This is a genomic window from Streptomyces sp. 135 (assembly GCF_020026305.1).
GTDB lineage: Bacteria > Actinomycetota > Actinomycetes > Streptomycetales > Streptomycetaceae > Streptomyces.
Genome location: NZ_CP075691.1, coordinates 1,317,065 through 1,330,381, shown reverse-complemented (window position 1 = coordinate 1,330,381; position 13,317 = coordinate 1,317,065). Strand labels below are relative to the sequence as shown.

At 73.0% G+C, this 13,317-nt stretch carries 14 protein-coding genes; 5 read left to right on the top strand and 9 right to left on the bottom strand.

The window, feature by feature from the left end:
• Positions 1 to 26 precede the first annotated feature (26 nt).
• Together KKZ08_RS06120 and fxsA are read left to right on the top strand one after the other, a co-directional pair.
• Complete coding sequence (locus KKZ08_RS06120; RefSeq protein WP_223773466.1) at positions 27 to 818, top strand: polyprenol monophosphomannose synthase; 792 nt, start codon at positions 27 to 29, stop codon at positions 816 to 818.
• Positions 819 to 891: 73 nt separating this feature from the next.
• Positions 892 to 1,467, top strand: coding sequence for an FxsA family membrane protein (gene fxsA, locus KKZ08_RS06115; protein ID WP_223773465.1), 576 nt, complete (start codon positions 892 to 894; stop codon positions 1,465 to 1,467).
• 148 nt (positions 1,468 to 1,615) lie between these two features.
• On the opposite strand, the gene KKZ08_RS06110 is transcribed toward fxsA, so the two are convergent.
• The 4 genes from KKZ08_RS06110 to KKZ08_RS06095 all read right to left on the bottom strand — a co-directional run bounded on the left by KKZ08_RS06110 (position 1,616) and on the right by KKZ08_RS06095 (position 5,131).
• On the bottom strand, positions 1,616 to 1,990 hold the full coding sequence (locus KKZ08_RS06110; protein WP_030360404.1) for an RNA polymerase-binding protein RbpA: 375 nt from the start codon (positions 1,988 to 1,990) through the stop codon (positions 1,616 to 1,618).
• A 256-nt stretch (positions 1,991 to 2,246) separates the two neighbouring features.
• Positions 2,247 to 3,599 (bottom strand): MFS transporter, encoded by a 1,353-nt coding sequence (locus KKZ08_RS06105; protein WP_223773464.1) that lies wholly within the window; start codon positions 3,597 to 3,599, stop codon positions 2,247 to 2,249.
• 54 nt (positions 3,600 to 3,653) lie between these two features.
• Positions 3,654 to 4,421 (bottom strand): glycerophosphodiester phosphodiesterase, encoded by a 768-nt coding sequence (locus tag KKZ08_RS06100; RefSeq protein ID WP_223773463.1) that lies wholly within the window; start codon positions 4,419 to 4,421, stop codon positions 3,654 to 3,656.
• The gene (locus tag KKZ08_RS06095; protein ID WP_223773462.1) at positions 4,418 to 5,131 is read right to left on the bottom strand and encodes a hypothetical protein; all 714 of its coding nucleotides are present in this window, start codon (positions 5,129 to 5,131) and stop codon (positions 4,418 to 4,420) included. The genes KKZ08_RS06100 and KKZ08_RS06095 overlap by 4 nt, the downstream gene beginning before the upstream one ends.
• A 64-nt stretch (positions 5,132 to 5,195) precedes the next feature.
• Here KKZ08_RS06095 and KKZ08_RS06090 point away from each other — a divergent pair, with 64 nt between their 5' ends.
• The gene (locus tag KKZ08_RS06090; RefSeq protein WP_223773461.1) at positions 5,196 to 6,695 is read left to right on the top strand and encodes a PLP-dependent aminotransferase family protein; all 1,500 of its coding nucleotides are present in this window, start codon (positions 5,196 to 5,198) and stop codon (positions 6,693 to 6,695) included.
• Positions 6,696 to 6,724: 29 nt separating this feature from the next.
• Here the strand turns inward: KKZ08_RS06090 and KKZ08_RS06085 are convergent, their stop codons facing one another.
• Together KKZ08_RS06085 and KKZ08_RS06080 are read right to left on the bottom strand one after the other, a co-directional pair.
• Positions 6,725 to 8,320: a hypothetical protein gene (locus KKZ08_RS06085; protein WP_223773460.1), complete on the bottom strand. Its 1,596-nt coding sequence runs from the start codon at positions 8,318 to 8,320 to the stop codon at positions 6,725 to 6,727.
• 49 nt (positions 8,321 to 8,369) lie between these two features.
• Complete coding sequence (locus KKZ08_RS06080) at positions 8,370 to 8,564, bottom strand: hypothetical protein (protein WP_018534760.1); 195 nt, start codon at positions 8,562 to 8,564, stop codon at positions 8,370 to 8,372.
• Between the two features lie 283 nt (positions 8,565 to 8,847).
• Here KKZ08_RS06080 and KKZ08_RS06075 point away from each other — a divergent pair, with 283 nt between their 5' ends.
• Both KKZ08_RS06075 and KKZ08_RS06070 read left to right on the top strand, forming a co-directional pair.
• Positions 8,848 to 9,240, top strand: a complete 393-nt coding sequence (locus KKZ08_RS06075) for an ankyrin repeat domain-containing protein (protein WP_223773459.1) — start codon at positions 8,848 to 8,850, stop codon at positions 9,238 to 9,240.
• Positions 9,241 to 9,540: 300 nt separating this feature from the next.
• Positions 9,541 to 10,965 (top strand): HEAT repeat domain-containing protein, encoded by a 1,425-nt coding sequence (locus KKZ08_RS06070; protein ID WP_223773458.1) that lies wholly within the window; start codon positions 9,541 to 9,543, stop codon positions 10,963 to 10,965.
• A gap of 95 nt (positions 10,966 to 11,060) precedes the next feature.
• Here the strand turns inward: KKZ08_RS06070 and KKZ08_RS06065 are convergent, their stop codons facing one another.
• From KKZ08_RS06065 to KKZ08_RS06055, 3 genes are read right to left on the bottom strand one after another with little or no spacing between them, the layout of a single operon-like run.
• On the bottom strand, positions 11,061 to 11,930 hold the full coding sequence (locus tag KKZ08_RS06065; protein ID WP_223773457.1) for a biotin-dependent carboxyltransferase family protein: 870 nt from the start codon (positions 11,928 to 11,930) through the stop codon (positions 11,061 to 11,063).
• Positions 11,927 to 12,556, bottom strand: coding sequence for an allophanate hydrolase subunit 1 (locus KKZ08_RS06060; protein ID WP_223773456.1), 630 nt, complete (start codon positions 12,554 to 12,556; stop codon positions 11,927 to 11,929). The genes KKZ08_RS06065 and KKZ08_RS06060 overlap by 4 nt, the downstream gene beginning before the upstream one ends.
• Complete coding sequence (locus KKZ08_RS06055; RefSeq protein ID WP_223773455.1) at positions 12,553 to 13,317, bottom strand: 5-oxoprolinase subunit PxpA; 765 nt, start codon at positions 13,315 to 13,317, stop codon at positions 12,553 to 12,555. Before KKZ08_RS06055 ends, KKZ08_RS06060 begins: the two co-directional genes overlap by 4 nt.

The window sequence follows — 13,317 nt, the reverse complement described above, 5'->3', positions numbered from 1 at the left end:
CTCTGCGTACGAACGAAGGGGCAGTAGTGAACGACGGCGGTCGGGTCTTCGAAGCGGGAGACCAGGGGAGGCAGTTCGGCTCGCTCGGCACGGCCTTGGTGATCATTCCGACCTACGACGAGGCGGAGAACATCGCGTCCATCGTCGGCCGGGTGCGGGCCTCCGTGCCGGACGCGCACGTCCTGATCGCCGATGACAACAGCCCCGACGGCACCGGCAAGATCGCCGACGAGCTCGCGGCCGAGGACGAGCAGGTGCACGTGCTGCACCGCAAGGGCAAGGAAGGCCTCGGCGCCGCCTACCTCGCGGGCTTCCGCTGGGGGCTCGACCACGACTACGGCGTGCTGATCGAGATGGACGCCGACGGCTCCCACCAGCCCGAGGAGCTGCCCCGGCTGCTGACCGCGCTCAAGGGCGCCGACCTCGTGCTCGGCTCGCGCTGGGTGCCGGGCGGCCGGGTCGTGAACTGGCCCAAGCACCGCGAGTTCATCTCCCGCGGCGGCAGCACCTACTCGCGCCTGCTGCTCGACGTGCCCATCCGGGACGTGACGGGCGGCTACCGCGCCTTCCGCCGCGAGACCCTCGAAGGCCTCGGCCTGAGCGAGGTCGAGTCGCAGGGCTACTGCTTCCAGGTCGACCTGGCGCGCCGCGCGATCAAGGCGGGCTACCACGTCGTCGAGGTGCCGATCACGTTCGTCGAGCGCGAACTGGGCGACAGCAAGATGAGCCAGAACATCGTCGTCGAGGCGCTGTGGCGGGTCACCGCCTGGGGTGTGGGCGAGCGGGTGGGCCGGGTCATCGGGCGCAAGCAGCCCTGAGCGGCACCTGCGCCCCGCCTTCTTGATCATCCCCCTTATCCCGGCCTGAGACGGACCCAGGCACACTGGGAGCATGACGACTGGCGCACCGCCTCCCATCCGACCCGCCAGGCCCCGGCGCTCCGGGCCCCTGAGGTTCCTGCCGCTCGGCATCGCCGCGTGGCTCGTCCTGGAAATCTGGCTGCTCACCGTCGTGGCGGGCGCCACGAACGGGCTCGTGGTCTTCCTGCTCCTGGTGGGCGGCCTCGTGCTCGGCTCCGCGGTGATCAAGCGCGCGGGGCGCAGGGCCTTCCGCAAGCTCAGCGAGGCGGTGCAACAGCAGCAGAGCGGCATCCCGCCCGAGCCCGCCGCGTCCGGCGGCGGCGGGGCCCTGACGATGCTGGGCGGCCTGCTGATCATCCTGCCCGGCCTGATCTCGGACGCCCTGGGGCTGATCCTGCTGGTGCCGCCGGTCCAGAAGGCCCTCGGGAAGTACGCGGAGCGGACGTTCGAGCGCAAGGTCCGCGAGGCGACGCCCGGCGGCCTCGGCGACCCCTTCCAGCAGGCGCGCATGCACCGCCCGGACGGCAAGGTCGTCCAGGGCGAGGTCATCAGGGACGAGCCCCCGGCGCGCGGCCCCCGCCCTGACGACCCGCAGCTGCCGCACTGACGGCGTACCGTCGGAAGGACCGATCCGAAGAAGAGGCGCAGAGGCGCAGACACACGAGGCGCAGACGCACGAGGGCCGGGGCCACTGCTGAGCAGTGGCCCCGGCCCTCGTACGTGTGCTGCTGTGCGGTTGTGTGCCGGGTCCGTCGTCAGGCGGACTTACGGCTGTCCCGCGGATGCACCGCGATGTTCATGGCACCGGACCGAAGGACCGCGAGGCGCTCCTCCAGGACCTCTTCGAGTTCCTCTCGAGTACGGCGCTCCATGAGCATGTCCCAGTGCGTACGCGCCGGCTTGCCCTTCTTCTCCTCAGGTCCGTCGCCGTCTACCAGGAGTGCCTGGGCCCCGCAGACCTTGCACTCCCACTCCGGCGGGATCTCCGCCTCGACCGAGAACGGCATCTCGAAACGATGTCCGTTCTGGCATGCGTACTCCACGGCCTGGCGCGGAGCCAGGTCGATGCCGCGGTCGGTCTCGTAGCTTGTCACCACGAGGCGCGTGCCGCGAAGAGCTCGCTCACTCATGAATCGTGCCTCCCGGGCTTGTCGCCCACAGGACAGGTGTCGCTGTCGTCGTCATCCGGTCAACGTCCGGTCGGCGGTAAAGATTCCCGTTCAGGGTCATGCGTCGCCGTCGTATGCCGCCCCTTGTTGTACCCACCAGCGCCCGGTTTGTCACATCTGACAGCAGATGTCACCCAGCGTTTCTGAATCTCCAGATCGCAGTAACGGTCCGCCTGGCAGGCCAAACGCGTACACTACCGGCCTTTGCCCTCAGTTGTTAAATCCTCTCGGGTACGGGGTTCCCCGCGTCGCGCACCGCACGCCTCACCGGCACCCTCGCGAGCAGCACGAAACCGAGCGCGAAGAAGGCCACGAGGGAGACGATCGCGTCCCGGTAGCTCCCGGTGAGCTGGTAGGTGAGGCCGAAGATCAGCGGCCCCAGCCAGGCCATCCCGCGGTCGCTGATCTCGTACGCGGAGAAGTACTCGGCCTCCTTGCCGCGCGGCACCAGGTGCGAGAAGAGGGAGCGGGACAGGGCCTGCGTGCCGCCGAGGACCAGGCCGATCCCCGCCGCCAGGACGAAGAACCACGCGGGCGCCCCCGAGGGCAGGAAGTAACCCGCCCCGATCGTCACCGTCCAGGCCACGAGGGAGCCGAGGATGACGCGCTTGGCGCCGTGGATCCGGGCGAGCCCGCCCATGGTGAGCGCCCCGGCGACCGCGAGCAGCTGCACCAGCAGCACCGCGACGATCAGCGTGGACTGGCTGAGCCCGAGCTCCTCGGAGCCGTAGACGGACGCCTGGGAGATCACCGTCTGCACCCCGTCGTTGTAGACGAGGTACGCCAGCAGGAAGGCGAGCGTGTGAGGGTGCCTGCGCATGTCGCGCACCGTCGCCGCCAGTTGCCGCAGGCCACCGCGCGACGCGCCCTCCGACGGCGCCGCCCGCCGGTCGCGCAGCCGCTTCAGCGGTACGAGGGTGAAGGCGCCCCACCACACGCCGGCCGACGCCAGGCAGATGCGGACCGCGGTCGACTCGGAGACACCGAAGGTGTCATGGGCGAGGAACAGCACCAGGTTCGCCACCAGGACCAGGGCGCCCGAGGCGTAACCGAAGGCCCAGCCGCGCGAGGAGACCGCGTCGCGCTCCTCGGGAGGGGCGATCTGGGGCAGGTAGGAGTTGTAGAGCACCATCGAGACGGCGAGCGAGGCGTTGGCGACGATCAGCAGGAGGCCGCCGAGGAGATAGCGGTCGCCGTCCAGGAAGAACATCCCCGCCGTCGCGGCCGCCCCCAGGTACGCGGCCACGGCCAGCAGCGGCTTCTTGCGCCCGGTGCGGTCGGCGGCGGCGGCCGCCGGCGGCATCACGAAGACGGACACGAGCACGGAGGCGGACACCGCGTACGCGAAGAAGGAGCCCGCCCGGACCGGGATGCCCAGCGGGTGCACGTACCCCTCCGGGTCGGCGGCCGCCTTGGCGATCTCCGTGAGGTAGGGGCCCAGGAACACGGTCAGGACGCTGGTCGAGTAGACCGAGCACGCCCAGTCGTAGAAGTACCAGCCGCGCTGTTCGCGCCGCCGTTCCGCGGCGGCTTCGTCGGCCGCAGCCGTCCGCTCGGTGTCGGTGCCCACCCGTGACCTCGCTGTTCCCCGTGGTGCGAAGCCGCCCTCGGGCGGTCCGACCAGTCAGATCCAGGCCCCCCGGTCCTCCAGCACCTCGCGCAGCGTCTCGATGTGATCGGAAACTATGCCATCCACGCCCAGGTCCAGCAGGGCTGCCATGCGCTCGGCGTCGTTGACGGTCCACACGTGGACCTGGAGCCCGCGCGCGTGGGCGGCCCGCACGAAGCGGTGGTCGACCACCCGTATCCCGCCGTGCGTCTCGGGCACCTGCGCACAGACCGCCGAGCGGCGGACCACCGCCGGGACGCCGTACGACCGCATACGCAGCGCCGCCACGCCCCGCGTACCGAACGACGTGGCGAGGCGCGGGCCCGCGAGGCGCTGCGCCCGGGCCACGCGCGCCTCGGAGAACGAGCCGACGCAGACGCGGTCCCAGGCCCCGGCGCGACGGATCAGGTAGAGCAGCGGCGCCAGCGCGGGGTCGGCCTTCACGTCCACGTTCCAGCGCACGTCGGGGAAGGCCTCCAGGAGCTCTTCGAAGAGGGGCACCGGCTCCGTGCCGGCCACGCGCGCGTGGCGCACCTCGCTCCACGGGAGGTCGACGATGCGGCCCGCCGCGTCCGTGACGCGGTCGAGCGTCGCGTCGTGGAAGGCGACGAGGCGGCCGTCGGCCGTGGCGTGCACATCGGTCTCGATGTAGCGGTAGCCGAGACCGACGGCGCGCCGGAAGGCGGCGGCGGTGTTCTCCAGGCCGTCCGCGGCGCCCCCGCGGTGGGCGAGGGCCAGGGGCCCCGGGTGAGCGAGGTAGGGATGGCGTACGCGCGTGGTCACCGCTGAAGTATCGCCTCCGAAGGACCGCCGGAGGCGATGACGTTTCCCGCGCCGGGTGCGGGCGGGGCGAAGCGGCGCAGGAAGAACTGGGCGAGCGGGCCGATCGACAGCGCGTAGAGGAGCGTACCGGCGCCGACCGTGCCGCCCAGGGCGAAGCCGGTGACGACGACCGTCGCCTCGATGGAGGTCCTGATGAGCCGGATCGAGCGGCCGGTGCGCCGATGCAGGCCCGTCATCAGGCCGTCCCTCGGCCCGGGGCCGAACGCCGCCGTGATGTAGAGCCCGGTCGCCACCCCGTTGAGCAGGACCCCGGCCACCAGCAGCGGTACGCGTACGGCGAGCGCGTGGGCGTCAGGGAGCAGCGCCAGGGTGGCGTCCATCGCCACGCCGCAGACGACTACGTTCGACACCGTGCCGAGGCCGGGGCGCTGGCGCAGCGGGATCCACAGCAGCAGGACCGCCGCGCCCACGACGATCGACACGGACCCGATGGACAGACCGGTCAGCTTGGCGAGGCCCTGGTTGAGGACGTTCCACGGTTCGGGCCCGAGTCCCGCCTCGACCATCAGCGCGGAACTCGCGCCGTACAGCGCCAGCCCCGCGTACAGCCGGACGAGCCGCCTCGTGAGATGCGGCCTCAGACGTCGCTGCGGCTGTGGCTCGGTGACGGACAAGGAACGCTCCCCAGTAGTGCCGGTGGCTTGACGCATGACACCCTGTGGCTTGGAAGCAGACCGAAACCATGGCCAATCCGGGGAAGGTGGACTGGGAATCATGGCTCAGTGGACTTCAGCGATGGGCTCGACCCAGTTGGCCCGGCTCCTCGCCTCCCAGCAGGCGCCTCCCAGCGGCACCGGCGCCCGCCGCCCGCCCGCCTACCGCGCGCTCGCCGACGGCATCCGGCTGCTGGTGCTCGAAGGCCGCGTCCCCGTCGCCGCGCGCCTGCCCGCCGAACGCGAACTGGCGGTGGCGCTCGCCGTCAGCCGCACCACCGTGGCCGCCGCCTATGAGGCGCTGCGCAGCGAAGGCTTCCTGGAGTCCCGCAGGGGAGCGGGCAGCTGGACCGCCGTCCCCGCCGGAAACCCCCTGCCCGCGCGCGGGCTCGAACCGCTGCCTCCGGAGGCGCTCGGTTCGATGATCGACCTGGGCTGCGCGGCGCTGCCCGCGCCCGAGCCGTGGCTGACCCGCTCGGTGCAGGGCGCCCTCGAAGCGTTGCCCCCCTACGCCCACACGCACGGCGACTATCCCGCGGGCCTGCCCGCCCTGCGCGAGATGCTCGCCGAGCGCTACACCGCGCGCGGGATCCCGACGATGCCCGAGCAGATCATGGTGACCACCGGTGCGATGGGCGCCATCGACGCGATCTGCCATCTCTTCGCGGGGCGCGGCGAACGCATCGCGGTGGAGTCCCCCTCGTACGCCAACATCCTCCAGCTCATGCGCGAGGCGGGCGCCCGGCTCGTCCCCGTGGCCATGGCCGAGGGGCTGACGGGCTGGGACATGGACCGCTGGCGGCAGGTCCTGCGGGACGCGGCGCCCCGGCTCGCGTACGTCGTCGCGGACTTCCACAACCCCACGGGCGCGCTCGCGGGCGAGGACCAGCGCAGGCAGCTGGTCGAGGCGGCCCGCTCGGCCGGTACGGTCCTCGTCGTCGACGAGACGATGAGCGAGCTCGGGCTCGAACCGGACCTCACCATGCCGCGCCCCGTCTGCGGGTTCGACCCGGCCGGCTCCACCGTCATCACCGTCGGCTCGGCGAGCAAGGCCTTCTGGGCGGGCATGCGCATCGGCTGGGTGCGGGCCGCACCCGACGTGATCCGCAGCCTCGTCGCGGCCCGCGCCTACGCCGATCTGGGCACTCCCGTGCTCGAACAGCTGGCCGTGAACTGGCTCCTGAACACCGGCGGCTGGGAAGCCGCCGTGGACGTGCGCAGGGAGCAGGCCAGGGAGAACCGTGACGCGCTGGTCGCCGCCGTACGCCGCGAACTGCCCGGCTGGGAGTTCGAGGTGCCGCGCGGCGGTCTGACGCTGTGGGTGCGCACCGGCGGCCTGTCCGGGTCACGGCTCGCCGAGGTGGGCGAGCGCGTGGGGGTGCGGGTGCCGTCAGGGCCGCGCTTCGGTGTCGACGGTGCCTTCGAGGGCTATGTGCGGCTGCCGTTCACCGTGGGCGGCGCGGTGGCCGAGGAGGCGGCGGTGCGCCTGGCCGCCGCCGCCCGCCTCGTGGAGACGGGCGCCGGGGCGGGTGCGGAGGTCGCGCAACCGTTCGTGGCCTGAGCCCGGCCCCCGCGGCCGGTCTTCCGGGTTCAGCTCTCCGCCGGTACCGGCTCCGCCCCGGCGATCGTTTCGGGAAGCTCCTCCGGCGCCTCGTCGGCGGTCACGGTGTCCGCCGGAGTGCTCCGCGGCGGCAGCAGTTCCATGACCGCGAGGCGGTGCGCCTCGCTGGTCGCGTCGTCGTACGGGTCGGGCGTCGCGGGCACCTGGATGCGGTGCACCGGGCCGGGGCCGAGCCGCGCGTAGCCCCGGCCGGGCGGGACCTCGGCGGTGGGCGTCGTGGCGGGCCGCGTCCCGAGGACCTCCTCCAACTGGTCGGGCAGGGCGGGCCCGAGCACCACACGCGCGCGTGTGTGCTGCCGTACGGAGTCGCTCAGGGCGTCCAGGCAGTCCAGCTGGTCCGCGACGACCACCGTCACGTTCGCCGCCCTGCCGTGCCGCAGCGGTACGTGGAGCAGCGACTGCGGGTCGTCGCGCCCGTCGGCGGCGGCGAGGTGGCCGAGCGCGCTCGGCCGGTCGAGGAGGATCCACAGGGGCCGCTTGATGTCCTCAGGCGACGGGCGGCCCGCCTGCCGGGCACGGTTGGCGGCGATGAGCCTGCGCTCGGTCTCGTGCGCCGCCCATTCGAGGCTCGCCAGCGCCCCGGCCAGCCCGCACTCGATGGCCAGGACCCCTTCGCGGCCCGCCAGACAGGCGTAGTCGCCGGTGCCGCTGCCCTCGACGATGAGGACATCCCCGTACCGCAGCGCCTGGAGTGCGACGGAGCGCAGCAGTGTTGTCGTGCCACTGCCCGGCTGGCCCGCGATCAGCAGGTGGGGCTCGGTGGAGCGGATGCCGGTGCGCCACACGACGGGGGGTACGTCGCGCTGCTCCTCGCCGTCGGCCACCGGCAGGGTGCGCTGGACGCCGGTCTCGTCGGTGAAGCCGAGGACGGTCTCCCCGGGGGCGGTGACGAAGCGCTGGGCCGCGATGTCGGTGGGCAGCGGGGGCAGCACGGCGACGGTCAGTTCGTTGCCCTCCTCGTCCCACGCGAAGTGGTATTCGCGGCCGCGTCCCGACTTCGCGTGCAGCAACTGCTCGATCCGCGCGCGGGACTCGGCCTCGCCGTCCGTGAAGTACGCGGGATAGCGCACCACGAGCCGGGAGATCCGTCCGGTGTCGTCGAATTCGTAGGAAGGGAACGCCTTGTCCCATTCGCCGCCGTGGGCGAAGAGCGGGGCGGGGTCCTCGGGGACCGAGAAGTACGGGACGAGCGCTTCGTAGAGGCACCGCAGCCGCTGGGCCTGCGCCTCGTCGGGGCCGGCCGGCGCGCGCCCGGTGCGGTCGCGGCCCGTCCACGCTGCGGCCCCCATCAGGGCGATGAGGGCGATCCCCGGGCCGTAGGGGACGAGGACCACGACCAGTAGCACGGAGGCCACGAAGAACAGCAGCGGTCCGCGCTTGTCCTTGGGTGTGTCGACCCACTTGCGCCGCCCGGCGGCAGCCAGCCGGCGCAGTCCACGAGCGATCGTGATCAGCGGGTGGAGAACGTCCGTGGCGCTGTCGACGGCCGACCGTGCCAGCTCCCGGCCTCGCGCGAGGGCCGCGGTGCCGTTGCTCAGGATGCGGGGGAGTGGGCGCCTGGCCACGTCAGTCTCCTGGAGGTGCGTACGAAAGTGCCTACGAAAGGCAGGGGTGTCAGAACTTGATCCCGCCCAGCAGGCTCGCCAGGCTCGCGCCGCCGGCCTTGATGCTCGGGGCGATGGCGGTGCCCGCGAGGTAGAAGCCGAAGAGTGCGCAGACCAGGGCGTGGGAGGCCTTGAGTCCGTCTTTGCGGAAGAAGAGGAAGACGATGATGCCGAGCAGGACGACGCCCGAGATGGACAGGATCATGAGGGTTCTCCTGGTTGATGGGGACAGTCACCATGAGTTCTTCCAGGCTCACAGGATGTATCCATACGACAAAAGGTGCAAATGAGTGAAATAAGCGAAATTTCCCTCGAATGGCAGAGCTGGGCGGAGCTGTGCCAGGCGGCGACGGCCGACTCGGAGGGGCCCCGAGCCCGCCGTGATCTTTGCCTCGGCCGGGCCGCCTCATGTGCCGCCGAGCGCAGTACCCTGTCGATTCACTCGTACGGCTGCACCGGCAGCGCATCCCAGAAAGGCGGACGCCCCCATGAGCGAAGCCCCCGACCCCGAGGTCGTGGAGCTGGCGACCAAGATCTTCGATCTGGCCCGGCAGGGTGACGCCGCGGCGCTCGCGGCGTACGTCGACGCGGGCGTCCCCGCCGACCTCACCAACGACAGCGGCGACTCGCTGGTGATGCTCGCCGCCTACCACGGGCACGCCGACGCCGTCCACGCCCTCCTGGAGCGTGGCGCGGACGCCAACCGCGCCAACGACCGAGGGCAGACGCCGCTCGCCGGCGCCGTCTTCAAGGGCGAGGACGCGGTCGTCCGGGCCCTCCTGGACGGCGGGGCCGACCCGGCCGCCGGGATGCCGTCGGCGGTGGACACCGCACGGATGTTCCGGAAGACGGAGCTGCTGAAGCTGTTCGGGGCCGCCTGAGCGGGTAGCCGACCAGCAACGACGGGGGCGATGGAAATGTGGTCGCGGCGGGCATGACCGCCGGGTCATCATGACGACGTGATTCACGGACGCGACGGCGGGGCAGATCTTGCCGCACCGCGCGGGCCGTGAGCGGCCCGCCCCCCGGACCTCCGTCCGGGACCCCAAGGGCCACGGACGAGAGGCAGAGGAAGATGGTCTTCGACAAGCAAGAGACGGCGGGCGGCCCGACGTGTTGGCGCGCGGCCAGGTAATGCGTGATTCCCGGTTGCGTCGACGCTTGATGTGAGGCTGTTTCCCATGTTCGATCCGGTCATAGCGCCCAGCGGTACGCTGCTCGGCCTGTTGCAGCGCGGCCGCGGCGACGGCACGCTGCACGCACTCACGGCACCGCGGTCCGAGGCGCTCGCCGCCCTCGACCACTGCGTGCTCAACGATCCACGCCACGACTGGCAGGTGGAGAACCGCTCGCTGTACTACGCCCGGCTCTACCTCGACCTGCACGGCGGGCTCGGCGCGATCGAGCGGCACCTCTTCGACGCCGAGGACGTCCTCAACACGGACGACTCACGCACCGGTCTCGCCCTCGCCGTCCTCGGGCACCTCGCCTCGTACGGCAGGCACGACGCCCTGGAGCTCCTGCGGCGGTACGCGGCCTTCGGCACGAACTGGGCATGGGCCCTGGACGAGCTGGCCCTGCGCGACGACGACGCGGGCTTGCGCGCCCTCGCCGCCCCCGTGCTCGCCAGATTCCCCGCCGACGCCGAGGGCGAGGCCGAACTGGCCGCCACCGTCCGCGACGCCTACGAACCACGGCCCTGGCGCCTGTGGGAGGAGGACCCCCGCGCCGATATCGGCGCCCGTGTGCGCGCCGCGCGGGAACAGGGCTCCTTCGACCGCTGGCAGCGGCAGATGCGGCCGGCCGGCCCCCGCCCCGGCTGGAGCGTCCAGGCCGTCTTCGACTGGGCCCAGGAGGGCCTCGAACGCGGCGCCGTGCTGCACGTGCCCGCCGCCCGCTGCCTGAGCGCCGTCGCCGGCCCCGAGGACCGCGCCGAGATCGTCGAGGCCGCCCGGAGCGGCTCCGACGGGGCGCGCGGCACCGCGCTTCGCTACCTGGCGGACGCCCGTGACCCCGCCGTCCTCGACCTCATCGAGTACGCCGTCGAAGGGCACTCCCCGGTCGTGGTGGACGCCGCGACCGAGGCCTTCGAACGGATGGGCCACCCCGCCGCCGTCGAGCGCGCCCGGCGCTGGGCCTACCGCCCCGACGCCCTGGGCGCCGCCGCCGGACGCGTGCTCGCCTGCCGGGGCGACGCGCAGGACAGCAAGCTGGTCCTCGCGGCGCTCCGCGAGGCGGTCCGCGGCGAGGGACCCGACGCGCCGACGCTCTGGACCCTCGTCGACGGCGCAGGCCGCCTCGGCATCGCCTGCGCGGCCCCCGTGCTGCGCCACGTCTACCGCGAGACGGCCTCCTCCCATCTGCGCGGCCGCGCCGCCCGGGCGCTCGCCGCCACCGACCCCACCTTCGCCGCGGGCTTCGCCGTCGAATGCCTCTGGGACTGCGAGGAATCCACCCGCGGGGTCGCCGCGCGCCACGCCGAGACCGGCGACGCCCGCGTGGTCAACCGCTTGCGCAGGCTCGCCTCTGACCCCGCCGAGGAGGACGAGGTACAGACGGCGGTACGGAGCAGGATCGGCCCCGACGCCGACGCTCCCGCGGTGTAGGCACTGACGCCGACGCCCGCGTGGTGCAGGCCTTGACGCCGCGCTCGCGTGGTGCAGGCCTTGCCGCCGACGTTCGCGTGGTGACGCGGAACCGGTCAGCGGCGGCCCACGGCCACGAACCGTATCGATGTGCCCGGTGGTGCCTGGGCCGCTGACGCCAGGTCGGTCTCCCGGACGACCGCGATCACCGGGTAGCCACCGGTCGTCGGATGGTCGGCGAGGAAGACGACAGGCCTGCCGTCCGGCGGCACCTGCACGGCACCCGACACCATGCCCTCGCTCGGCAGTTCGGCCTGGAGCGCGCGTTCCAGGGCGGGGCCTTCGGTGCGCAGACCGATGCGGTTGCTCGCCGAGGACACGCGGTACGCGCCCGTGGTGAGCGTGTTCAGGGCCGCCGGTGTGAACCAGTCGGCGCGCGGCCCGAACGTCACCCGCAGCACCAGCTCCCGGGGCGGGCCCGGCTGCGGGACGGTGTCCACGCGCGCGTGCGTGCCGCTCGCGCTGCCCAGCGGCAGCACCGCCCCGTCCGCCAGCGGCGGCGGGCCGAGCCCGGAGAGCAGATCCGTGGAGCGGCTGCCGAGCACCGCCTCCACGGCCACCCCGCCGTCGAACGCGATGTACGTCCGTACTCCGGAGAGCGCCGCCCCGACGTCCAGGAGCGCCCCCGCGGGTACCCGTACCGGCGCTCCCCACGGGGCGGGGCGGCCGTCCACCGTCACGGGGCAGGGCGCGCCGCCGACCGCCACCGTGACGGGGCGGCGGGGGCGTACGGCGCAGCCGGTGAGGGTGGTCTCCAGGACGGCGGCGTACGGCGGGTTGCCCACCAGACGGTTGACCAGGCGGGCCGCGGACGGGTCCAGGGCCCCGGAGCGCGGCACCCCGAGATGGGCGTGCCCGGGGCGGCCCAGGTCCTGGACGGTGGTCAGCGCCCCGGCCCGTACGACGGCGAAGGCACGGTCGGTCATCGCGCCCCCTTCGGCGAGGTGTCCGCCACGAAGCGCACGCGTACGCCGGGGGAGAGCAGCGCGGCGGGCACGCGCGCGTGGTCCCACAGCACGGCGTCCGTCGAGCCGATCAGCTGCCAGCCGCCGGGCGAGGCACGCGGATACACGCCCGTGTACGGGCCTGCCAGGGCGACGCTGCCCACGGGGACGGAGGTGCGGGGCGTGGCCCGGCGCGGGACTTCGTAGCGCTCGGATAGCCCGGTCAGATATCCGAAGCCGGGCGCGAACCCGCAGAAGGCGACGCGGAACTGCGTCGCCGCGTGGATCCGCGCCACCTCGGGCACGCTCACCCCCCAGTACGCGGCGACGTCCGCGAGGTCCGGACCGTCGTACCGGACCGGGATCTCAAGGACCGCGTCCGCGCGCGCGGGCAGCGGCGGGATCTCCCAGCCGGGCAGTTCGGCCCCGACCCGGGTGGGCTCGTCGAGGCCGTCGAGGAGCACCGTGCGGGCCGCGGGGATGATCTCCCGGACCCGCAAGGACCCCGACGCCCTGCGGCGCAGCAGCTCGGCGTGGAGGGCCTGCGCCTCGACGCCGTCGGCCACTTCGACGAGCAGGGCCTTCTCGCCCACCGGCAGCACCCTCACGCGAAGGCCGCCACACGCACACCGGCCGCCTCCAGGCGGGCCCGGACCCGGCGGGCCAGCTCCACCGCCCCCGGAGTGTCGCCGTGCAGGCACAGCGACCGCGCGCGGACCGGGATCTCGCGGCCGGTGCGGGAGGTGACCGTCCCGGACCGCGCCATTCCCAGGGACCGTTCGACGACGGCGTCCGCCTCCGTGATGACGGCACCCTCGCTGCCCCTCGGCACCAGCGTGCCCTCCTCGGTGTAGGCGCGGTCCGCGAACGCCTCGGTGACGGCGGGGAGTCCCGCCTGCGCCGCCGACTCCAGGAAGCGGGAGCCGGGCAGCCCGAGGACGGGCAGCGAGGCGCCGGCGAGCAGCACTCCCTCGACGACGGCGTGAGCTTGGCCCTCGTCGTGGACGACGCGGTTGTAGAGCGCGCCGTGCGGCTTCACGTACGACACGCGCGTGCCCGCCGCCCGGGCGAAGACCTCCAAGGCGCCGATCTGGTAGGCCACTTCGGCCGCCAGCTCGTCGGGTGGCACGTCCATCGCGCGCCGCCCGAAGCCCGCCAGGTCGCGGTAGGAGACCTGCGCGCCGATCCGTACCCCGCGCTCGGCGGCCCGGTCGCACACCCTGCGCATGGTGACCGGGTCCCCGGCGTGGAAGCCGCAAGCCACGTTGGCGCTGGTGACGACGGACAGCAACTCCTCGTCGTCGGTCAGGTGCCAGCGGCCGAAGCCCTCGCCGAGGTCGGCGTTCAGATCGATGGAGGTGGTGCTCAT